Origin of the sequence: Staphylococcus shinii, assembly GCF_017583065.1 — a bacterium.
Taxonomy (GTDB): Bacteria; Bacillota; Bacilli; order Staphylococcales; family Staphylococcaceae; genus Staphylococcus; species Staphylococcus shinii.
In genome coordinates, this window is sequence record NZ_JAGEVL010000008.1 from 44,412 (window position 1) to 66,953 (window position 22,542).

27 protein-coding genes are annotated in these 22,542 nt (G+C 34.6%); 26 read left to right on the top strand and 1 reads right to left on the bottom strand.

Annotated features, from left to right (window positions below):
- The first annotated feature begins 71 nt into the window (after positions 1-71).
- The 25 genes from J5E45_RS12485 to fabZ all read left to right on the top strand — a co-directional run bounded on the left by J5E45_RS12485 (position 72) and on the right by fabZ (position 21,260).
- On the top strand, positions 72-395 hold the full coding sequence (locus tag J5E45_RS12485) for a winged helix-turn-helix transcriptional regulator (RefSeq protein ID WP_039069080.1): 324 nt from the start codon (positions 72-74) through the stop codon (positions 393-395).
- A gap of 146 nt (positions 396-541) precedes the next feature.
- Positions 542-1,969 (top strand): aldehyde dehydrogenase family protein, encoded by a 1,428-nt coding sequence (locus J5E45_RS12490; RefSeq protein WP_039069079.1) that lies wholly within the window; start codon positions 542-544, stop codon positions 1,967-1,969.
- 180 nt (positions 1,970-2,149) lie between these two features.
- A complete protein-coding gene (gene rho, locus J5E45_RS12495; RefSeq protein WP_039069078.1) occupies positions 2,150-3,466 on the top strand; it encodes a transcription termination factor Rho in 1,317 nt (438 codons plus the stop codon).
- Positions 3,467-3,610: 144 nt separating this feature from the next.
- On the top strand, positions 3,611-3,868 hold the full coding sequence (locus tag J5E45_RS12500) for a type B 50S ribosomal protein L31 (protein ID WP_017722078.1): 258 nt from the start codon (positions 3,611-3,613) through the stop codon (positions 3,866-3,868).
- A gap of 200 nt (positions 3,869-4,068) precedes the next feature.
- Positions 4,069-4,668, top strand: a complete 600-nt coding sequence (locus J5E45_RS12505; protein WP_039069076.1) for a thymidine kinase — start codon at positions 4,069-4,071, stop codon at positions 4,666-4,668.
- Positions 4,668-5,744, top strand: a complete 1,077-nt coding sequence (gene prfA, locus J5E45_RS12510; RefSeq protein ID WP_039069074.1) for a peptide chain release factor 1 — start codon at positions 4,668-4,670, stop codon at positions 5,742-5,744. Before J5E45_RS12505 ends, prfA begins: the two co-directional genes overlap by 1 nt.
- A complete protein-coding gene (gene prmC, locus J5E45_RS12515; RefSeq protein ID WP_039069073.1) occupies positions 5,731-6,567 on the top strand; it encodes a peptide chain release factor N(5)-glutamine methyltransferase in 837 nt (278 codons plus the stop codon). The genes prfA and prmC overlap by 14 nt, the downstream gene beginning before the upstream one ends.
- A gap of 91 nt (positions 6,568-6,658) precedes the next feature.
- Positions 6,659-7,702: an L-threonylcarbamoyladenylate synthase gene (locus J5E45_RS12520; RefSeq protein ID WP_039069072.1), complete on the top strand. Its 1,044-nt coding sequence runs from the start codon at positions 6,659-6,661 to the stop codon at positions 7,700-7,702.
- On the top strand, positions 7,699-8,115 hold the full coding sequence (locus J5E45_RS12525; RefSeq protein ID WP_069793447.1) for a low molecular weight protein arginine phosphatase: 417 nt from the start codon (positions 7,699-7,701) through the stop codon (positions 8,113-8,115). The genes J5E45_RS12520 and J5E45_RS12525 overlap by 4 nt, the downstream gene beginning before the upstream one ends.
- Positions 8,116-8,267: 152 nt before the next feature.
- Positions 8,268-8,792, top strand: coding sequence for a TIGR01440 family protein (locus J5E45_RS12530; RefSeq protein ID WP_039069070.1), 525 nt, complete (start codon positions 8,268-8,270; stop codon positions 8,790-8,792).
- Between the two features lie 23 nt (positions 8,793-8,815).
- Positions 8,816-10,054: a serine hydroxymethyltransferase gene (glyA, locus tag J5E45_RS12535; RefSeq protein WP_039069069.1), complete on the top strand. Its 1,239-nt coding sequence runs from the start codon at positions 8,816-8,818 to the stop codon at positions 10,052-10,054.
- An 18-nt stretch (positions 10,055-10,072) separates the two neighbouring features.
- Positions 10,073-10,702 carry a uracil phosphoribosyltransferase gene (upp, locus tag J5E45_RS12540; RefSeq protein WP_017722086.1) on the top strand — a complete coding sequence of 210 codons (630 nt, stop codon included), beginning with the start codon at positions 10,073-10,075 and terminating at the stop codon, positions 10,700-10,702.
- A gap of 22 nt (positions 10,703-10,724) precedes the next feature.
- Positions 10,725-11,855, top strand: a complete 1,131-nt coding sequence (gene wecB, locus J5E45_RS12545) for a non-hydrolyzing UDP-N-acetylglucosamine 2-epimerase (protein WP_039069068.1) — start codon at positions 10,725-10,727, stop codon at positions 11,853-11,855.
- Between the two features lie 157 nt (positions 11,856-12,012).
- Positions 12,013-12,363 carry an ATP synthase subunit I gene (locus J5E45_RS12550; RefSeq protein WP_080750309.1) on the top strand — a complete coding sequence of 117 codons (351 nt, stop codon included), beginning with the start codon at positions 12,013-12,015 and terminating at the stop codon, positions 12,361-12,363.
- Positions 12,364-12,390: 27 nt separating this feature from the next.
- Complete coding sequence (gene atpB, locus J5E45_RS12555) at positions 12,391-13,113, top strand: F0F1 ATP synthase subunit A (protein WP_017722088.1); 723 nt, start codon at positions 12,391-12,393, stop codon at positions 13,111-13,113.
- A 36-nt stretch (positions 13,114-13,149) separates the two neighbouring features.
- A complete protein-coding gene (gene atpE, locus J5E45_RS12560) occupies positions 13,150-13,356 on the top strand; it encodes a F0F1 ATP synthase subunit C (protein ID WP_002482721.1) in 207 nt (68 codons plus the stop codon).
- A gap of 97 nt (positions 13,357-13,453) precedes the next feature.
- On the top strand, positions 13,454-13,981 hold the full coding sequence (locus tag J5E45_RS12565; RefSeq protein ID WP_039069067.1) for a F0F1 ATP synthase subunit B: 528 nt from the start codon (positions 13,454-13,456) through the stop codon (positions 13,979-13,981).
- Entirely contained in the window at positions 13,981-14,520 is a 540-nt protein-coding gene (locus J5E45_RS12570) for a F0F1 ATP synthase subunit delta (RefSeq protein WP_039069066.1), read from the top strand. The genes J5E45_RS12565 and J5E45_RS12570 overlap by 1 nt, the downstream gene beginning before the upstream one ends.
- A gap of 20 nt (positions 14,521-14,540) precedes the next feature.
- Positions 14,541-16,052 carry a F0F1 ATP synthase subunit alpha gene (atpA, locus tag J5E45_RS12575; RefSeq protein ID WP_208182301.1) on the top strand — a complete coding sequence of 504 codons (1,512 nt, stop codon included), beginning with the start codon at positions 14,541-14,543 and terminating at the stop codon, positions 16,050-16,052.
- A 31-nt stretch (positions 16,053-16,083) separates the two neighbouring features.
- Positions 16,084-16,950 (top strand): ATP synthase F1 subunit gamma, encoded by an 867-nt coding sequence (atpG, locus tag J5E45_RS12580; RefSeq protein WP_069793448.1) that lies wholly within the window; start codon positions 16,084-16,086, stop codon positions 16,948-16,950.
- 21 nt (positions 16,951-16,971) lie between these two features.
- A complete protein-coding gene (gene atpD / locus J5E45_RS12585) occupies positions 16,972-18,384 on the top strand; it encodes a F0F1 ATP synthase subunit beta (protein WP_069793449.1) in 1,413 nt (470 codons plus the stop codon).
- Positions 18,385-18,403: 19 nt separating this feature from the next.
- A complete protein-coding gene (locus tag J5E45_RS12590) occupies positions 18,404-18,808 on the top strand; it encodes a F0F1 ATP synthase subunit epsilon (protein ID WP_208182303.1) in 405 nt (134 codons plus the stop codon).
- A gap of 351 nt (positions 18,809-19,159) precedes the next feature.
- Positions 19,160-19,393 carry a DUF1146 family protein gene (locus J5E45_RS12595; protein WP_039069062.1) on the top strand — a complete coding sequence of 78 codons (234 nt, stop codon included), beginning with the start codon at positions 19,160-19,162 and terminating at the stop codon, positions 19,391-19,393.
- Between the two features lie 106 nt (positions 19,394-19,499).
- The gene (gene murA / locus J5E45_RS12600) at positions 19,500-20,765 is read left to right on the top strand and encodes a UDP-N-acetylglucosamine 1-carboxyvinyltransferase (protein WP_069793450.1); all 1,266 of its coding nucleotides are present in this window, start codon (positions 19,500-19,502) and stop codon (positions 20,763-20,765) included.
- A gap of 57 nt (positions 20,766-20,822) precedes the next feature.
- Positions 20,823-21,260: a 3-hydroxyacyl-ACP dehydratase FabZ gene (gene fabZ, locus J5E45_RS12605; RefSeq protein ID WP_039069059.1), complete on the top strand. Its 438-nt coding sequence runs from the start codon at positions 20,823-20,825 to the stop codon at positions 21,258-21,260.
- A 46-nt stretch (positions 21,261-21,306) separates the two neighbouring features.
- Here fabZ and J5E45_RS12610 read toward each other — a convergent pair whose 3' ends face one another.
- Positions 21,307-21,747, bottom strand: coding sequence for a YwpF-like family protein (locus J5E45_RS12610; RefSeq protein ID WP_039069058.1), 441 nt, complete (start codon positions 21,745-21,747; stop codon positions 21,307-21,309).
- A 190-nt stretch (positions 21,748-21,937) separates the two neighbouring features.
- On the opposite strand from J5E45_RS12610, the gene J5E45_RS12615 reads away from it, so the two are divergent.
- Positions 21,938-22,357, top strand: coding sequence for a single-stranded DNA-binding protein (locus J5E45_RS12615; RefSeq protein WP_039069057.1), 420 nt, complete (start codon positions 21,938-21,940; stop codon positions 22,355-22,357).
- The last annotated feature ends 185 nt before the right edge of the window (positions 22,358-22,542 follow it).

A 22,542-nucleotide genomic window follows, 5' to 3' on the forward strand; every position in this document is an offset into this window, starting at 1 on the left:
AATATACTAAGTGAAAATTGTGTATTTAGTGATATGTGTTTTAGAATAAAATCAATAATGAGGTGATGGCCATGGAGGTTTGCCCTTATCTAGAAGAAACCTTTAAAATTGTAGGTAGAAGCTGGAATGGTCTTATTATTAATTATTTATCAAGATGTACGGAAAAATCTGCTCACTTTTCTGATATGAAGCGTGATTTGAAGACGATAACGCCACGTGCACTTAGTATTAAATTAACAGACCTTACTGAATGGGGTCTAGTAGAGAAAAATATAGTATCTACAAGCCCAATGAATATTCTGTATCAGCTCACGGATAAAGGTGATGCTTTAGCGGCAGCGTTAGTACCGATGGAAGAATGGGCGCAAGAGTATATAGAACTTGAAAACAAATAGCTAAGTGCCTTATAATTTCGAGCCTTAGACATCAATATGGTGTCTAAGGCTTTTTTATGAGTTAGTAGTTATGAGCAGTTATGTTTAAAAATTTTCAATCTCGGTTAGAATATAATTATCAACATAACTTAAGGAGTGAATATATAATGAGAAATTTCACTAAACAATATATCAACGGTGAATGGGTTGAAAGTACAAGCGGAGAAACAATAGAAGTAATCAACCCTGCAACAGAAGAAGTAGCGGGTACTATCGCGAAAGGTAACAAAGAAGATGTTGATAAAGCAGTGGATGCAGCAGAAAATGTGTATTTTGAATTTAGACACAGTTCAGTTCAAGAAAGAAAAGAACTATTAGATAAAATTGTACAAGAGTATAAAAATAGAAAAGAAGATCTTATAGAAGCTATTACTGATGAATTAGGTGCGCCATTAGATGTATCAGAAAATGTTCATTATCAAATGGGATTAGATCATTTCGAAGCAGCACGCGATGCGTTAGATAATTTTGAATTTGAAGAACGTCGCGGTGACGACCTAGTTGTCAAAGAAGCTATTGGTGTAGCTGGTTTAATCACACCGTGGAACTTCCCAACAAACCAAACATCTCTTAAATTATCAGCGGCATTTGCAGCAGGTAGTCCAGTGGTTTTAAAACCATCTGAAGAGACGCCGTTTGCAGCAATTATTTTAGCTGAAATTTTTGATAAAGTAGGCGTACCGAAGGGTGTGTTTAATTTAGTAAATGGTGATGGCCAAGGTGTAGGAAATCCATTAAGTGAACATCCTAAGGTTAGAATGATGTCGTTTACTGGTTCTGGTCCAACGGGCTCAAGCATTATGAAAAAAGCTGCGGAGGATTTCAAAAAAGTATCACTTGAATTAGGTGGTAAATCACCATATATAATCTTAGATGATGTAGATATAAATGAAGCAGCAAGCGCAGCAACCGGCAAAGTTGTTACAAATACTGGTCAAGTATGTACAGCAGGTACTAGAACTCTTGTGCCTGAAAGTATTAAAGAAGAATTTTTAACTGCTGTAAAAGAAAAATTCAGTCAAGTTAAAGTAGGCGACCCACGTGCAGAAGGTACTGAAGTTGGTCCTATCATTAGTAAAAAACAATTTGACCAAGTACAATCATACATTGATAAAGGTGTAGAAGAAGGTGCAGAGTTATTTTATGGTGGACCTGGTAAACCAGAAGGTTTAGATAAAGGATACTTTGCACGTCCAACTATCTTTAATAATGTTGATAATGATATGACAATTGCTCGAGAAGAGATATTTGGTCCAGTAATGTCAATTATCACTTATAACGATGTAGACGAAGCCATTAAAATCGCAAATGATACAGAATATGGTTTAGCTTCATATGTGTATGGTAAAGATCAAGACACATTACACAAAATAGCACGTTCATTAGAAGCTGGTACAGTTGAAATTAATGAAGCAGGACGCAAGCCAGATTTACCATTCGGTGGCTATAAACAATCAGGTATTGGTCGTGAATGGGGAGACTATGGTATTGAAGAATTCCTAGAAGTTAAATCTATTGCAGGTTACTATAAATAATAAATTTTAAAAGTAAAATTGTTTAAAGGTGAGGCATATAACTTATGCTTCATCTTTTTTATAATTTTTAAAAATTGAAATACGTTTTGTAATTAAAAAGGAAATTTGCTATAGTTATAAAAGTAAGTAGCGTAGCTATTACGTTATTTAAAAACTTATTTATGAAATGGGTGCAAGATAATGCCTGAAAAAGTACGAACATCACCTCAGTATGAATCGTTCCACGAATTGTACAAAAATTACACTACAAAAGATCTCACTCAAAAAGCAAAATCTCTAAAACTAACAAATTATAGTAAATTGAATAAAAAAGAGCTTGTTCTTGCCATTATGGAAGCACAAATGGAAAAAGATGGAAATTATTATATGGAGGGTATTTTAGATGATATCCAACAGGATGGTTATGGTTTCCTAAGAACAGTTAATTATTCTAAAGGTGAAAAAGATATTTATATTTCTGCTAGTCAAATTCGTCGTTTTGAAATTAAACGCGGGGATAAAGTGACTGGTAAAGTAAGAAAGCCTAAAGATAATGAAAAATACTATGGTTTATTACAAGTTGATTTCGTAAATGGTGAGAATGCAGAAGAAGTTAAGAAGCGTCCGCATTTCCAAGCATTGACACCGTTATATCCTGAAGAGCGCATTTTATTAGAGACAACTAAACAAAACTTCTCTACGCGTATAATGGATTTAGTGACACCTATTGGTTTAGGGCAACGTGGTTTAATTGTTGCTCCGCCAAAAGCTGGTAAAACATCATTGCTCAAGGAAATTGCAAATGCAATTGCGATAAATAAGCCAGATGCAGAGCTATTTGTGTTACTTGTTGGTGAAAGGCCTGAAGAGGTTACAGATTTAGAAAGATCAGTTGAATCTGCAGAAGTAGTACATTCTACATTTGATGAACCACCACAACATCACGTGAAAGTTGCAGAATTATTATTAGAACGTGCAAAGCGTCTAGTAGAAATTGGTAAAGATGTGATCATATTAATGGATTCAATTACAAGGTTAGCTCGGGCTTATAATCTTGTAATACCGCCTAGTGGTCGCACACTGTCCGGTGGTTTAGACCCTGCATCCTTACACAAACCTAAAGCTTTCTTTGGGGCTGCCAGAAACATCGAAGCAGGTGGTAGTATGACTATATTAGCTACTGCTTTAGTAGATACTGGGTCTCGAATGGATGATATGATTTATGAGGAATTTAAAGGAACGGGAAATATGGAATTACATCTAGATCGTAAGTTAGCTGAACGTCGTGTGTTCCCAGCAATCGATATAGGTCGTAGTTCTACTCGTAAAGAAGAATTACTTATAGATCCAAAAGAACTTGAGTCATTATGGCAATTGCGTAATATGTTCACAGATTCTACAGATTTTACAGAAAGATTTGTACGTAAATTGAAGCGTACAGAAAATAACAAAGAATTCTTTGAGCAGTTGCAAAAAGCTGCTAAAGAAAGCACTAAAACAGGTAAACCAATTATTTAATCTGAAATAATTTGGTATATAAGAAAGCAATATTTGATTTAGGGTTGCGTTTTATATTTAAAGCCATTATAATTATCAAGTATTGGGTAAAAACTCACAAAAAACTCTGTGCCAGATGGTTCAGGGCAAAGGAGCTGAAAAGTAATGAGACAAAATATTCATCCTGAATATCATAAGGTTATCTTTTTAGATACTACTACGGATTTTAAATTCCTAAGTGGTTCAACTAAATCTTCATCAGAAACTATGACATGGGAAGATGGTAATGAATACCCAGTTATTCGTTTAGACATTTCATCTGATTCACACCCATTCTATACAGGACGTCAAAAATTCGCTGCTGCGGATGGTCGTGTGGAACGTTTCAACAAAAAATTCGGATTCAAATCAAGCAACGAATAATTGTTGTTTTAAAGCATTCTCATTTTATGAGAATGCTTTTTTACTTTTACATAAATTTTAATTAAAAATGACATAATGGCAAGACGGTATTAAAGAAACTCAGACATAATTAAACGCAATAACTTGAAGATATATCATATTTTAACTTAAAAAATATGATATAATAAACCGATTATGTTTTGAAAAAGGTGGAACGCATAATGTATGAAACTTATCATTCCGGGTGGATTGAATGTATTACTGGAAGTATGTTTAGTGGTAAATCCGAAGAGCTAATACGTCGATTAAGACGTGGTCTTTATGCTAAACAAAAAGTAGTTGTATTTAAACCAGCTATAGATGACCGTTATCATAAAGACAAAATTGTTTCTCATAATGGTAACGCGATAGAAGCAATTAATATATCAACAGCAGCAGAGATTTTTAAACACGATTTATCAGATGTAGATGTAATCGGTATAGATGAAGTACAATTTTTTGAAAATGGTATTGTGCATATAGCTGAGCAATTAGCTGAAAAAGGACATAGAGTTATTACGGCTGGATTAGATATGGATTTTAGAGGCGAACCTTTTGAACCAATACCAGAGTTATTAGCAGTGAGTGAAGATGTAACAAAATTACAAGCTGTTTGCGCAGTTTGTGGTGCATCTTCAAGTCGTACACAAAGGTTAATAGATGGTAACCCAGCCAAAATAGATGATCCAGTTATATTAGTTGGTGCCAATGAAAGTTACGAACCAAGATGTAGGGCACATCACATTGTCGCACCGAGTAATGATGAGAAGGAGGAAATGTAGTGTTTGATCAATTAGATATTGTAGAAGAGAGATACGAACAATTAAATGAATTATTAAGTGATCCAGATGTAGTGAGCAACCCAGATAATTTACGTAATTATTCAAAAGAACAAGCAGATTTACAAAAAACAGTAGAAGTATATCGCGACTATAAACAAACAAAAGAAGATTTAACAGAAGTTGAAGAAATGTTACGCGATACAAAAGATAGTGAAGAAATTGAAATGCTAAAAGAAGAGCATCAGACGCTCCAAAATAAAGTTCCTAAATTAGAAGAAGAACTTAAATTTTTACTGATTCCTAAAGACCCTAATGATGAGAAAGATGTTATCGTAGAAATTCGTGCTGCTGCAGGTGGAGATGAAGCTGCTATTTTTGCAGGCGATTTATTTAGAATGTACTCTAAATACGCTGAAGCGCTCAATTATAAGACAGATATCGTAGAAATTACAGAGAGTGATCATGGCGGGTATAAAGAAATTAGTTTCTCAGTTTCTGGTAGTGGTGCATTTAGTAAATTAAAATACGAGAATGGCGCACACCGTGTGCAACGTGTCCCAGAAACAGAATCTGGTGGCCGTATTCATACTTCAACAGCTACTGTGGCTGTTCTACCAGAAGTAGAAGATGTAGAAATTGAAGTGCGTAATGAAGACTTGAAAATTGATACTTATCGTTCTAGTGGTGCAGGTGGACAGCACGTTAATACGACAGATTCAGCAGTACGTATTACACACATTCCAACTGGTATTATTGCGACTTCATCAGAAAAATCTCAAATTCAAAACCGTGAAAAAGCATTAAAAGTTTTAAAAGCACGTTTATTTGATATGAAACTGCAAGAAGAACAGCAAAAATATGCAGCACAACGTAAATCTGCAGTCGGTACAGGAGATCGTTCAGAACGTATTAGAACATATAATTATCCTCAAAGTCGTGTAACTGACCACAGAATTGGTTTGACATTACAAAAGTTAGATCAAATTATGGAAGGTAAATTGGATGAAATTATTGATGCTTTAACATTAGCTGAACAAACTGATAAACTGAAAGAACTTAACAATGGTGAATTATAAAACTGTTTTAAACAACGCTAAAGAAAAGTGTGTCGAACAACATATTGAGACGGCTCGAGCTGAATGGTTGATGCTTGATTTGTTTGAATGGTCTAAGGCAGATTATTTAATGCACATGAATGATGAAATGTCAGCATCACATTTAAAAACATTTGCTAAAGCTGAACATAGGATGCTAAATGGTGAACCAATACAGTACATTACGGGTAAACAAACTTTTTATGGTGAAATTTTTAATGTAAACAAAAACTGTTTGATTCCTAGGCCTGAAACAGAAGAAGTTATGTTACATTTTTATCATCAGCTCGAAAAAGGTGACACTGTAGTAGATATAGGTACAGGAAGCGGTAATATTCCAATTGTACTTAAAAAGCTAGATAGCACACTCGATGTGTATGCAACGGATTTATATGAAAACGCACTAACAGTAGCTGAGACAAATGCTCAGCAACATCAAGTTGAGATTAAATTCTTGCAAGGAGACGGTTTAAAACCACTTATAGCTCAGGGTATAAAAGTGAATGGGTTAATTTCTAACCCACCGTATATTGATGATAAGGAAGCAGTGATGATGGAAGACACCGTGCTGAAATACGAACCACATTCTGCACTATTTGCAGCAGATAATGGTTACAAAGTATACGATGCAATTTTGGATCAATTACCAGAAGTATTGCTACCAAATGCCAAAGTAGTATTTGAAATAGGGTTTGCACAAGGTACCAAATTAAAAGAAAAGATTATCACTAAATATCCAACATTAGATGTTCAAATTATAAAAGACATTAATAATAACGATCGCATAGTTGCTTTCGTATGGTAAAAAAGTTATGCACTGAACATGAATAATCATGAAAGTGCATAACTTTTTATTTTGCTTTAAAATGAATAATAACATGAAAGGATGTGCCTAAATGAAAACGCATATATGGGATTTACGTCAATATGAACGCAACTTAACTTCTTATGATGGAATTGAAGATATAAAATCAATTTTTGAAAAAGGCGGATTGATCGCAATTCCAACTGAAACTGTTTATGGATTAGGTGGAGATGCACGTAATAATCAAGCGATTGAAAAAATTTATGAAGCTAAAGGTAGGCCTTCGGATAATCCGTTAATTGTTCATATACATGAGCTCGATCAATTAAAGGCATTTACTGACGAGTTAACAAAAGAAATTAAACTATTGATGAATGCCTTCTGGCCAGGCCCTATATCCTTTATTTTACCACTAAGAAAAGGGTATTTATGTGATCGTGTAAGCGGTGGATTAAATTCAATAGCTGTGCGAATGCCTAGCCATCCTATAGGTAGGCAGTTACTTCAATTAATAGATATTCCTATTGCTGCGCCTAGTGCAAATTTAAGTGGTAGACCTTCGCCAACGACCTTTGACCACGTATACCATGATTTAGATGGTCGTATAGATGGGATTGTTAATGGTGATCAAAGTGAAGAAGGATTGGAAAGTACGGTCTTAGACTGTACACAATACCCATATAGAATAGCGAGACCTGGATCAATTACAAAATCTATGATTGAAGCAGTGTTACCAAACAGCGTGGTGACAAAGACACCATTAAATACTGATAAACCAATTGCGCCGGGGATGAAATATAAACACTATTCACCGGATACACCTATAAAAATATTAGAAAATTTTCATACAAAACCTTCATCAAACGAAAATTGGAGTAAGGTTGCTTTTATAGTTCCACAAAGTCATCGCGAAATTGTTCCAGATCAAGCGAAATTTATACCATTATGTAAAGATGAAAATGATATTAAAGGTGCAAATCACAACTTGTATCATATATTACATCGATTAGACCAAGATTATGATATAGAGCATGCCTATATCTTTAGTTTTTCATTGAATGATAATACTACTGCGATTATGAATAGAATGATGAAAGCAGCTAACCAAAATGTTGTAAAAGGAGACGAATTATGAGAATTGTTTTTGTATGTACAGGCAATACATGTAGAAGCCCCTTAGCAGAAAGTATAGCAAAAGCAAAATTCCCTAATCATACTATAGTATCAAGAGGTATTTATGCTATGGATGGTCAACCTATCTCTAAACATTCATTAAATATAATAGAAGAAAAAGGGCTTCCTGTGCCAGAGCATGCGATGTCATTTACGCATGAAGATTTAAATGCAGATTTGATTTTGACGATGAGTCAGTCACATAAATTAGTTATTCAACAAATGGGTCATGGTACAGCAAATGTATTTACATTAAACGAATACGCTGAAATACATGGCGAAGTCTCAGACCCGTTTGGTGGTAATAAAGATGAGTATATTAAAATATATAATGAATTAAATATACTGATAGATAGTTTAAAAAATAAAATATAAAAAAATTAAATTTGTGAAATGAGTATGAGAGCGTTCATAAATACGTTATAATGATAACGTGTAGCAAATTTGCTGTCAGTCAATTTTGTATGTTGTTAAAGCACCTTCGTATTTACATACTTTTATTCAACTTATTTAAAAGGGGTGGAAGAATGGAAGACTTAAAGTTACTGTTAAACGAGTTAAAAGCACAATCATTCTTTAAAGATGATGAATTATGCGTTATTGGTTGTTCTACGTCAGAAGTAATTGGTGAACGTATCGGTAGTATTGGATCAATGGAGATTGCTGAAGAAATATTTGAAGCATTAAAAGAAATTGAAAATGAAACTGGCGTGTCGTTTGTATTCCAAGGTTGTGAACATATTAATCGTGCAGTGACCATTGAGAAATCAAACTTTAACCCTTATACAATGGAAGAAGTTACAGTTGTGCCAGATATTCATGCTGGTGGAAGCTTAGCAACTTATGCGTATCAACATATGGTTGATCCAATGGTTGTTGAGCATATTTCTGTACCTAAAGGTATCGATATCGGACAGACTTTGATTGGAATGCATATTAAACATGTAGCTATTCCAGAGCGTACAAGTATCAAGCAAATTGGTGAAGCAATTGTTACAATCGCTTCTTCAAGACCAAAAAAAATTGGTGGCGAAAGAGCAAAATACAACTAATACAGAAACGAGGGAATTACCAAATGTCATTTATTCAAGAGCAAGATAAGGAAATATATGAAGTGATTCAAAATGAATTTAACCGTCAAAATAACAATATCGAGCTGATTGCTTCAGAAAACTTCGTGTCAGAAGCAGTTATGGAAGCGCAAGGTTCAGTATTAACTAACAAATATGCTGAAGGCTACCCAAACAGAAGATACTATGGTGGTTGTGAATTTGTGGACGTTTCAGAAGCTTTAGCAATTGATCGCGCCAAAAAATTATTTGGTGCAGAGCATGTTAACGTTCAACCACACTCAGGTTCTCAAGCAAATATGGCTGTTTATCTCGTAGCATTAGAACACGGTGATACTGTATTAGGTATGAATTTAAGCCATGGTGGACACTTAACACACGGCGCGCCTGTTAACTTTAGTGGTCAATTTTACAACTTTGTTGAATATGGTGTAGACGAAGAAAATGAACAAATTGACTATGATGAAGTATTAAGAGTAGCCAAAGAACATCAACCTAAATTAATCGTTGCAGGTGCTTCTGCGTATTCAAGAACAATTGATTTTAAACGTTTTAAAGAAATAGCAGATGAAATAGGCGCAAAATTAATGGTAGATATGGCTCATATTGCAGGTTTAGTAGCAGTTGGTTTACATCCAAATCCTGTAGAACATGCTGATTTTGTAACGACTACAACTCATAAAACATTACGCGGACCTCGTGGTGGAATGATTTTATGTAAAGAAGAATATAAAAAGCAAATCGATAAAACAATCTTCCCAGGAATTCAAGGTGGTCCTTTAGAACACGTTATTGCTGCCAAAGCTGTGGCATTTGGTGAAGCATTGCAAGACGATTTTAAAGCGTATCAACAGCAAGTAATTAACAATGCTAAGACTTTAGCAAATACATTGACTGACGAAGGATTTAGAGTTGTTTCAGGTGGTACTGATAATCATCTCGTCTCTGTAGATGTCAAAGGTTCAGTAGGCATAACTGGTAAAGTTGCTGAAGAAACATTAGACGCTATAGGTATTACATGTAATAAAAATACAATTCCATTTGACCAAGAAAAACCATTTGTGACAAGTGGAGTTCGTTTAGGTACACCTGCAGCAACGACACGTGGATTTGATGAAACTGCTTTTGAAGAAGTAGCAAAAATCATTAGCTTAGTTTTAAAAGATCCAGAAAATGAAAAAGCGTTAGAAGAAGGAAAAGAAAGAGTTAAAGCTTTAACAAATAAACATCCTTTATATAACTAAAATTGGAGGAAATAAATTATGGGCAAAGTACATGTTTTTGACCACCCACTTATTCAACACAAATTAAGTTACATTCGAGACGTACATACTGGGACTAAAGAATTTAGAGAGTTAGTAGATGAAGTTGGTATGTTAATGGCATACGAAGTAACAAGAGATTTAGAATTACAAGATGTAGAAATAGAGACACCTGTTACTAAAATGATAGCTAAACGTTTAACAGGCAAAAAATTAGCTTTCGTACCAATTTTAAGAGCTGGTTTAGGTATGACTCAAGGTATATTGAACTTGGTGCCAGCAGCTAGAATTGGGCATGTGGGACTTTATAGAGATCCTGAAACACTTGAAGCGGTAGAATACTTTGTAAAATTACCGCAAGACATCGAGGAGAGAGAAATTGTAGTTGTTGACCCGATGTTAGCAACTGGAGCATCAGCTATAGAAGCAATTAATTCACTTAAAAAACGTGGAGCAAAAAATATTCGTTTTATGTGTTTAATTGCAGCGCCTGAAGGTGTAGAAAAATTACAAGAAGCTCACGAAGATGTAGACATTTTCATCGCAGCATTAGACGAAAAATTAGATGAACATGCTTATATAACACCAGGCTTAGGTGATGCAGGAGACCGTTTATTCGGTACAAAATAGTTTCGCCTAGGAGTGGAATAAAATGAAAAAAATAATGGCTGTATTTGGGACCCGTCCTGAAGCAGTAAAAATGGCGCCTCTTGTACAAGCACTGAAAAATGATGATGAGCTAGAACCGATTGTGGTAGTTACTGCTCAACATAGAGAAATGCTTGACTCAGTATTGGAAAGCTTTCATATCACGCCTGATTATGACTTGAATATTATGAAGCAAGGGCAATCTTTATCAGAGATTACATCTCGTATTTTACAAAGGTTAGAACATGTCATCCAAGAAGTGAAACCAGATATGATATTGGTTCATGGTGATACCATGACAACTTTTGCTGGAAGTTTAGCGGCTTTATATAACCAAGTACCTATTGGTCATGTTGAGGCCGGATTACGTACATGGGATAAATATGCGCCGTTTCCTGAAGAAATGAACCGGCAAATGGTAGGAGTAATGGCAGATTTAAACTTCGCCCCTACTAATAATGCTGCGAATAACCTTATTGCAGAAAACAAACCACTGGATTCTATAGTAGTAACTGGTAACACAGCGATTGATGCAATGAAGACAACAATTCACGAAAATTATCAATCTGATATTATTTCAAAGCATAAAGGTAAACGTATCATCTTATTGACTGCGCATAGACGCGAAAATATTGGTGAACCTATGTCACATATTTTTAAAGCTGTAAGAGATATTGTAGATACTTATGAAGATGTGGTTGTTGTTTATCCTATGCATAAAAATCCTCAAGTACGAGAAATTGCAGGTATTTATTTATCAGGGCATAACCGTATAGAATTAGTCGAACCATTGGAAGTGGTTGATTTCCATAATTTTGCCCACCAAGCGTATTTAATTTTAACTGATTCTGGGGGAGTACAAGAAGAAGCGCCATCATTAGGTAAGCCAGTTTTAGTTTTAAGAGATACGACTGAAAGACCAGAAGGTGTAGAAGCCGGCACACTTAAAATAGTAGGCACAAATGAACAAACAATATTTGAGGCTACAAAACAATTACTTGAAAATCAACAAGTATATGAAACGATGAGTAGTGCCCGCAACCCTTATGGTGATGGTAATGCATCATTACGAATATGTGAGAATATTAAGTATTATTTTCATATAATTTCTAATAAGCCAGAATCATTCAAATAATAAAAGGTGTTAATGTGTCATTTTTGTGACAACTATGTAAAAAATTAAACTACATTTTGAATAGAATTGACACGTTAACTACCCTATATTATTATTAAAATTGTATGATTGAAATGGTTTTCATAATTGAACGAAAAAGACGAAGCGAGGCACAGTCATGAAACGTTTCAACATCTTTTTTAATAGTTACATTAAATACTATTTTTATGGTATAATTGTGCTATTAATTGTGTTTATTTTCACATACTCATCATTTGTTTTGGGACTTATAATAGGTACACTCGGATCACTTATTAACACCTTTACTTTCGAATATTATTTAGAGAAAGCAAAAGAAAAAGATAATATACATATATCAACGGGCAACGTTTGGAGATATTTAATAGTGATACTTTCGTGTTGTATTTGGTATTTTTATAAGGATCAAATTAATATCATTGGTGTAGTCATTGGTTTAATGATTTCGTATGTTTTGATTGTTTTCAAACCATTTATACACAAGAAATAAATTTAATTATGAAAGAGGTGAGAAAGCATGAAGCATAAAGACCCTCTTGTCAGTTGGGATGTATTCGGTATAGACATCGTGTTTAACCTATCATCAATTTTGATGTTGATTATTACATCGGTTATTGTTTTTGTCATAGCTATTATTTGTACACGCAACCTCAAGAAGCGTCCAACTGGTAAGCAAAATTTTATCGAGTGGGTTTTTGACTTTGTACGAGGAATTATTGAAAGTAACATGGCTTGGTCCAAGGGCGGACAATTCCATTTCTTAGCTGTTACATTGATATTTTTCATATTTGTAAGTAATATGCTAGGGCTACCATTTCAATTAATTTCGGGCCATACACTGTGGTGGAAATCACCAACAGCTGATGCCACAGTAACATTAACACTATCAACATTGGTCATCCTGTTGACTCATTATTATGGTGTGAAGATGACAGGTACTAAAGGCTATTTCCAAAACTATACCAAACCTATCTTCTTATTACCGATTAACATCTTTGAAGAATTCACTTCAACGTTAACACTTGGTTTACGTTTGTACGGTAATATATTTGCAGGTGAGTTATTACTTGGATTATTGTCAGGTTTAGTATTTAGTTTCCCTGCCTGGGGATGGATCATTGGATTACCTGGACTAGTAGTTTGGCAAGGTTTTTCAATATTCATAGGAACAATTCAAGCATACATTTTTGTAATGCTTTCAATGGTTTATATGTCCCATAAAGTTCAGGACAGTCATTAAATAAAATTAAAAGAAAAAATTAGGAGGATTTTATAAATGAATTTAATCGCAGCAGCAATCGCAATCGGTTTATCAGCATTAGGTGCAGGTATTGGTAACGGTCTTATCGTTTCAAGAACAGTAGAAGGTGTAGCACGTCAACCAGAAGCACGCGGACAATTAATGGGTATTATGTTTATTGGTATTGGTTTAGTTGAAGCATTACCTATCATTGGTGTAGTTATCGCTTTCATGTCACTATAATTCAAACAGCTATTAAGGCGAGGTCACTGTGACTTTCGCCGTTCGTTTTTATAAATATGTCTTATGATGATAATGAATGAAAGGAGTGTCTATGTAAGTGACTGCTACGACAAATATGTTCGTACTTGGTGCAGCTGGAGGCAGCGGTGTTCAATGGGGTACTATCATAGTTACCTGTATAACTTTCGGTATCCTGTTACTTTTATTGAAAAAATTCGCATGGGGTCCATTAAAAGAAGTAATGGATAAACGTGAACATGATATCAATAAAGATATTGATGATGCCGAACAAGCCAAGCTAAATGCGCAAAAGTTAGAAGAACAAAATAAACAAACACTAAAAGAAACGCAAGATGAGGTTCAAAGAATTTTAGAAGACTCTAAAGTTCAAGCACGTAAACAACATGAAGAAATTATTCATGAAGCGAATATCAGAGCAAATGGTATGATTGAAACAGCACAAAATGAAATTAACAGCGAGAAAGAACGTGCAATTGCGGATATTAATAATCAAGTTTCTGAGCTTTCAGTATTAATTGCATCGAAAGTACTTCAAAAAGAAATTTCAGAAAAAGATCAAAAAGCATTAGTTGAAAAGTACATTAAAGAGGCAGGCGATAAGTAATGGCTAAAATAGCAAAAAAATATGCCAAAGCATTATTTGATACTGCTAAAGATGCAGACATCCTTGACGCAATGTATGAAGAATTTTCAACTATTGATACAGCAGTTCAATCTGAAATAAAGAAGTTACATGAATTGGATAGAGATCCACAAAAAGATGTTGACCAACGTCATCGCTTTGTAAATATTGTTTTTGGACATGCTAACCAGTTTATGCAAAACATGTTGATGATACTAGCTAGTAATCGTCACCTTGGTTATATTCATGAAATATACACAGAATTTGAAACTTTATACAACGAACTTCACAATCAAGACTATGCTGTTATCGAATCAGTATATGAACTCTCTGAAGAAGAAGTGTCACGTATAGAAGAAATTATAAAAGCACGTACAAAACTTTCTAAAACAATGATTACTAATAAAATTAATCCAGAACTTATCGGTGGTATCAGAGTGAAAGTAGGTACTAAAGTGATGGATGCAAGTTTGAAAAATGATCTTGCGCAATTAGAAAAGCAATTTACAAGAGTGAAATAAAAATAGAAGGAGTGACATAGATGGCCATTAAAGCTGAAGAAATCAGTGCATTACTTCGCTCACAAATAGAAAATTATGAGTCGGAAATGGCAGTTACTGATGTAGGTACAGTTCTACAAATTGGCGATGGCATTGCTTTAATCCACGGATTAAATGATGTTATGGCTGGTGAGCTAATAGAGTTCAAAAGTGGCGTTCTAGGACTAGCACAAAACTTAGAAGAATCAAATGTAGGTGTCGTTATTTTAGGACCATACGCTGATATCAAAGAAGGGGACGAAGTAAAACGTACTGGACGTATTATGGAAGTACCTGTAGGTGATGAATTAATCGGCCGTGTGGTTAATCCACTAGGTCAAGCTATCGATGGACAAGGTCCAATCAATACTACTAAAACACGCCCTGTAGAGAAGAAAGCAACTGGTGTAATGGATCGTAAATCCGTTGATGAACCACTACAAACAGGTATTAAAGCGATTGATGCGCTTGTACCAATTGGTCGTGGGCAACGTGAATTGATTATTGGTGACCGTCAAACTGGTAAAACAACAGTCGCAATCGATACAATTCTAAACCAAGCTGACCAGGATACAATCTGTATCTACGTTGCAATCGGACAAAAAGATTCGACTGTTCGTGCTAACGTTGAAAAATTACGCCAAGAAGGCGCATTAGATTATACAATTATCGTGTCTGCTTCAGCAGCAGATCCAGCTCCAATGCTTTACATAGCGCCATACGCTGGTGTTGCTATGGCTGAGGAATTCATGTTTGCTGGTAAAGATGTATTAATCGTTTACGATGACTTAACAAAACAAGCTGCCGCTTATCGTGAATTATCATTATTATTACGTAGACCACCAGGTCGTGAAGCTTATCCAGGTGACGTATTCTACTTACACAGTAGACTACTAGAGAGAGCTGCTAAATTAAATGATGATTTAGGCGGAGGTTCTATCACCGCTTTACCAATTATTGAAACACAAGCTGGCGATATTGCAGCATACGTACCAACAAACGTAATTTCAATTACTGACGGACAAATCTTCTTGCAATCAGATTTATTCTTCTCTGGTGTAAGACCCGCTATTAACGCCGGACAATCCGTATCACGTGTTGGTGGTTCAGCTCAAATTAAAGCAATGAAAAAAGTTGCCGGTACATTACGTCTAGATTTAGCATCTTATCGTGAATTAGAGTCATTCGCTCAGTTTGGTTCTGATTTAGATGAGTTCACTGCTCAGAAATTAGAGCGTGGTAAACGTACGGTTGAAATCTTGAAACAAGATAAGAACAAACCACTACCTGTAGAAAACCAAGTTTTAATTATTTATGCTTTAACTAAAGGTTATTTAGATGATGTTCCTGTTGAAGATATTACACGTTTTGAAGACGAGCTAAACCAATGGGCTAAATCTAATGCGACTGAATTATTAAATGAAATCAGAACTTCAGGTGCGCTTCCTAAAGATGACGCGTTTGAATCTGCAATTAACGAATTTAAAAAAAGTTTCAGTAATTCAGAAGCGTAGTAGTTAAAGTTAAATAAAAGGTGGTGAGATAATGGGATCTCTTAAAGAGATTGATACACGTATAAAATCAACCAAAAAAATGAAGCAGATTACGAAAGCAATGAACATGGTATCAAGTTCAAAATTGCGTCGTGCTGAAAGTAATACAAAACAATTCAGACCTTATATGGAAAAAATGCAAGATGCTATTACTGCAGTAGCTGGTGCTGATAAAAATTCACATCATCCAATGTTACAACAACGTGAAGTGAAGAAAAGTGGCTACTTAGTGATTACAAGTGATAAAGGGCTTGCCGGCGCCTATAACGCAAACGTACTCAAACACCTAGTGAAAGATATAGAGAGTAAACATGCTAGTAAGGATGAATACTCAATCTTAGTCTTAGGACAAACAGGTGTGGATTTCCTTAAAAATAAGGGATACGAAATTCATGAATCACTTATAGATGTACCAGATCAACCTTCATTTAAAGAAGTGCAGGCGATTGCTAAAAAAGCGATTGATTTGTATAGCGAAGAAGCTGTTGATGAGGTTAAAATTTATTTTAGTCATTTCGTTAGTGTATTAGAAAATACACCTTCAACTAAAACTGTGCTTCCATTGTCTCCTGAAGATTCTAGTTTAGGACATGGTCAAATGTCTTCATATGAATTTGAACCAGATAAAGAAGCGATATTAAGCGTTATTTTACCTCAATATGTAGAGAGTTTAATATATGGAACAATTTTAGATGCAAAAGCAAGTGAACATGCTACACGTATGACTGCAATGAAAAATGCATCTGATAATGCGTCAGAAATTATTGATGATTTATCAATACAATATAACAGAGCAAGACAAGCAGCAATAACTCAACAAATCACTGAAATTGTTGGTGGTTCAGTAGCGCTTGAATAATTTTTAAAGGAGGAAAAAAACATGGGATTAGGCCGTGTAACACAAGTTATGGGTCCAGTAATTGATGTTCGCTTTGAGCACAATGAAGTTCCAGAAATTAACAATGCCTTAGTACTTGATGTAGAAAGAGATGAAGGTACTGTTTCTCTTACATTAGAAGTCGCGTTACAATTAGGCGACGATGTAGTTCGTACGATTGCAATGGATTCAACTGATGGTGTTAAACGTGGTACAGAAGTTCGAGATAGTGGTAGCAGTATTAGCGTACCAGTTGGTGATGCTACCCTTGGACGTGTATTTAACGTTTTAGGTGATACAATTGATTTAGATGAAAAACTTGAAAGTTCCGTTAAACGTGATCCAATTCATAGAGAATCACCTGCTTTCGACCAATTATCAACGAAAGTTGAAATTTTAGAGACAGGAATCAAAGTAATTGATTTACTTGCACCATACATTAAAGGTGGTAAAATCGGTTTATTCGGTGGAGCTGGTGTAGGTAAAACGGTATTAATTCAAGAATTAATTAACAATATCGCTCAAGAACATGGTGGTATTTCAGTATTTGCTGGTGTAGGTGAACGTACACGTGAAGGTAATGACTTATACTATGAAATGAGCGACAGTGGTGTTATTAAGAAAACAGCCATGGTGTTTGGTCAAATGAACGAGCCACCTGGTGCGCGTATGCGTGTTGCTTTATCAGGTTTAACAATGGCAGAACATTTCCGTGATGAACAAGGCCAAGATGTTTTACTATTTATTGATAACATTTTCAGATTTACACAAGCTGGTTCAGAAGTATCAGCATTATTAGGACGTATGCCTTCAGCCGTTGGTTACCAACCAACACTTGCCACTGAAATGGGGCAGTTACAAGAACGTATCACATCAACTACAAAAGGTTCGGTTACTTCTATACAAGCAGTATTCGTACCAGCCGATGACTATACTGACCCAGCGCCAGCTGCAGTATTTGCTCACTTAGATGCAACTACAAACTTAGAGCGTAAATTAACTGAAATGGGTATTTACCCTGCAGTTGATCCGTTAGCATCTACTTCAAGAGCACTTGATCCAACGATTGTTGGGCAAGATCATTATGAAATAGCACGTGATGTACAATCTACATTACAAAAATATAGAGAACTACAAGATATCATTGCTATTTTAGGTATGGATGAATTATCAGAAGAAGATAAACAAACAGTTGAACGTGCACGTCGTATTCAGTTCTTCTTATCGCAAAACTTCCACGTAGCTGAACAATTTACTGGTCAAAAAGGATCATATGTACCTGTTCAAAAAACTGTAGAAGGCTTCAAAGCAATTTTAGATGGCGAATATGACCATATTCCAGAAGATGCATTCCGTCTTGTAGGTAGTATGGAAGAAGTAGTTGCCAAAGCTAAAGATATGGGTGTTGAAGTTTAAAAATTAGGAGGTATGGATAATGAACACATTAAGCCTAAATATTGTCACTCCTAATGGTTCTGTTTACGACCGAGAAGATGTTAATCTTGCAGTATTACAAACTACTGCAGGTGAGATTGGTGTCATGTATGGACATATACCAACTGTTGCAGCACTTGAAATTGGCTATGTCAAAATAAATTTTGACGGTGGTTCAGAATATATTGCAGTGAGTGAAGGTTTTGTTGAAGTAAGACAAGATAAATTATCAATTATTGTACAAACTTCAGAACCTGCGAAAGAAATAGATGTTGCTAGAGCAGAATTAGCAAAATCTAGAGCAGAATCTCATTTGAATGATGAAGAAGATAGTAGCGATATTAATAGAGCTAAACGTGCTTTAGATCGTGCGAATAACCGTATTCGTGTTGCTAATTTACAATAAATTATTTGTTAAAGTTTCTTAAGTAGAAATGTCTTAAACTGTCGATAAAGTCACTGGCTTTGTCGACAGTTTTTTTATGTTGTTATTGAAACAATGCGTCTTAATAACAAGTAGTTGTTGTTATTCTGGTTAAAATTAATAATTAACTTCATTAATTTTAAATAATAGTTGTAGTGAACTACGCTCGTTATGGGACACTTTCTTTTGAAAAGAATATGAATATCGTATTTGAAAAGGGGAAAAGGTACCATATAAGTAGTGAGGATACCATAGATAGTATAGTTCTAAAGTATCATTTCGTTCATTTTTCAGTTAAAATAAATGAACAGTGTAAAGCGAGGAGCATGACTCATGGAATATTTAGGACAATTTTCAATTGTACATCTCATCTTACATGTTATTTGTATTTGTATTGCTTATTGGGCATTAAACGCAGTGAGGTTAGAACAGTTTTTTAAAAAAGGATTTCCTTTGCAAGTTCAAATTTGTATGATTTTCTTAGCAGTTTTACTAGGTACTGCCGTAAGTAATTTTATTGTGGATTTGCTACAATTTTCAACACAAATAAAATATTTAGCACAATAATTCAAATACTTGTATATTTTTTTGAATTATAGATATAATTAATAAGAAGTACTTAATGGTAAAAAATTAAAACGAAATATATAAGTAGTTAAGTGGAGGATTTAAGATGGATATGATAGAAATCAACGGTGGAAGTAGATTAACTGGTGAAGTCAAAGTTTCAGGTGCAAAAAATGCTGTATTACCAGTATTAACTGCTTCGTTATTAGCATCAAAAGGCGTTAGTAAACTTATGAATGTACCCGCATTAAGTGATGTGGAGACAATTAATAATGTTATTTCAACGCTAAATGCAGATGTTTCTTATAACAAAGAAGAAGAAGCTGTTACAGTTGATGCAACAAAGCAACTAAATGAAGAAGCACCATATGAATATGTGAGTAAAATGAGAGCAAGTATTCTTGTTATGGGGCCTTTATTAGCACGTTTAGGCCATGCAAAAGTTGCATTACCAGGTGGATGTGCGATTGGTTCTAGACCCATCGAACAACATATTAAAGGTTTCCAAGAATTAGGTGCAGACATTCATATGGATGGTGGTTTTATTTATGCTAGCACTAAAAATGGACTAAAAGGTACCACAATCCATTTAGATTTTCCTAGTGTAGGTGCTACACAAAATATAATCATGGCAGCATCTTTAGCAGAAGGTAAAACAGTATTAGAAAATGTTGCTCGTGAACCTGAAATCGTTGATTTAGCTAATTACATAAATGAAATGGGAGGAAATGTTACTGGCGCAGGAACAGACACAATTATCATACATGGTGTAGATGAGTTACATGGTGTTGAACATGCGATTATTCCTGATAGAATTGAAGCCGGTACATTGTTAATTGCTGGTGCAATTACTCGTGGTGACGTTTTAGTTAATGGCGCGATTAAAGAGCATATGACAAGCTTGGTATATAAATTAGAGGAAATGGGTGTTAATTTAGACTATCAAGATGATGCGATTCGAGTGACTGTTGAAGATGAATTGAAACCAGTAGATATCAAAACATTACCACATCCTGGCTTTCCTACTGATATGCAATCTCAAATGATGGCGTTATTACTTACAGCTGAAGGGCATAAAGTAGTTACTGAAACTGTATTTGAAAATAGATTTATGCATGTAGGCGAGTTTAAGCGTATGAACGCTAAAATTACAGTTGAAGGTAGAAGCGCTAAAATAGAAGGAAAAAGTGAGTTGCAAGGAGCACAAGTAAAAGCAACAGACTTACGTGCTGCAGCTGCATTGATTTTAGCTGGTTTAGTAGCAGATGGCAAAACCCAAGTTACAGAATTAAAACATTTAGACAGAGGTTATGTTGATTTGCATGGTAAGTTAAATGCTTTAGGCGCAGATATCAGACGTATAGACGTTTAAATTTAGGTTACGGTAATTTATGAATTGCAACGGAAGAAGATTTGGAGGAAATAAATAATGGAAACAATTTTTGATTATAATGAAATAAAAGAAATTATACCACATAGACAACCTTTTTTATTAATCGATCGAGTTGTTGAATACGAAGCGGGCGAACGTTGCGTCGCAATTAAACAAGTTTCTGGAAATGAACCATTTTTCCAAGGCCATTTTCCTGATTATGCGGTTATGCCTGGTGTGTTGATAACAGAAGCCCTAGCTCAAACAGGTGCTGTAGCTATCTTAAATAGCGAAGAGAACAAAGGAAAATTAGCACTATTTGCCGGTATAGATAAATGTAGATTTAAGAAACAAGTAACTCCCGGTGATACATTAAGATTAGAAGTTGAAATTACAAAAATGCGTGGACCTATTGGTAAAGGTAACGCTAAGGCTACAGTAGATGGTCAATTGGCTTGTAGTTGTGAATTAACATTTGCCATTCAAGCTAAATAAAAAAATCTCAAGGTTTAGGTGTATTACACACCAGCCTTGAGGTTTTTTATTTTTCTAATTTTTCATCTTTTAGACGTGGCTTCGATTGCATCATTCGATTAAATGATTTCTTCAATTCTTCACCGGTTAATCCTTCATCAATTAACTGCTCTAATAAGCTTTCGGCATAAACTTGTCTAAGTGTATAAATATGACATTCAAAAACGACAGAAATGGAATGTTCTAGCCTACTGATATTTTTAATAGTTGCATCAAAGAGCGCTGGATCATTTGCAGGACGAGTAATAACAACACGTATATCTAATAACGTTTCATCTTCCATATAAGCTTTCATTGTCTCATAATGAAAATCGGATATAACAATTTCTAATAACCAGCCAGTGCCGCTATTTTCTTTATTAATTATAACGCCATCTTCTAATTCGTATTCAGTAACGCCACCACTTTCTGATACGATTTGAAATCGAACAGCTTTAAATGATTTCATCGTTCTCACATCCATTTAATAAATTTAAATTCTACAATTATTTCATTTATACAATCATTATAACGTAATTTTAAATAGTAGAGGTGAATTTTGTAGAATTTAGTGTGAATTCACTTTTAAATTCTAGCATTAATGCATTTTGACCTGTAATTTGAAAATGATTAGTATAAAGTTATAAAGGAGGTGACATATGATTAACAACATTGTCATAGTAGGGAGATTAACCAAAGACCCTAAAATTTACGAAAAGGAGGGGAGTAAGTTAGCTACAATGTGTGTAGCAATAACAAGAAATTATAGAGATCAAGAACAAAACACCATCTGTGATTATTTATATTGTAAGGCTGTTGGTAAAATAGCTAATAATATCGAACTATATTTAAATAAAGGATCACTAGTGGGAATCACTGGTCGAATGCAATCAAGAAAATATGAAAAAGAAGGGCAGATGCATTTTGTATCAGAACTTTTTATTGAAACTATTAAATTTATGTCTCCAAGAAACAAAGATGAAGTTAATGAATTACGTGAAATATTCCCTATAGAGCAAGTTCATAATTCAAATAAAGAAATAACTTTACGAGATAATGATATATACGAAATTGTATAATACTCCCAATTTAAACCTACCTCAAAATTAACCCACCCAAATCTATATACATTAAATCCTACTATCAATTATACTTCTTCAGGCTATCCCTCTTAATGTAAGCGTCATAGAGGGGTAGCTTTTTAAATTTAAAAAGCTTTGAGAGAAGATGGAAAATTGTATAAAACATCTTGATTACACAGAAT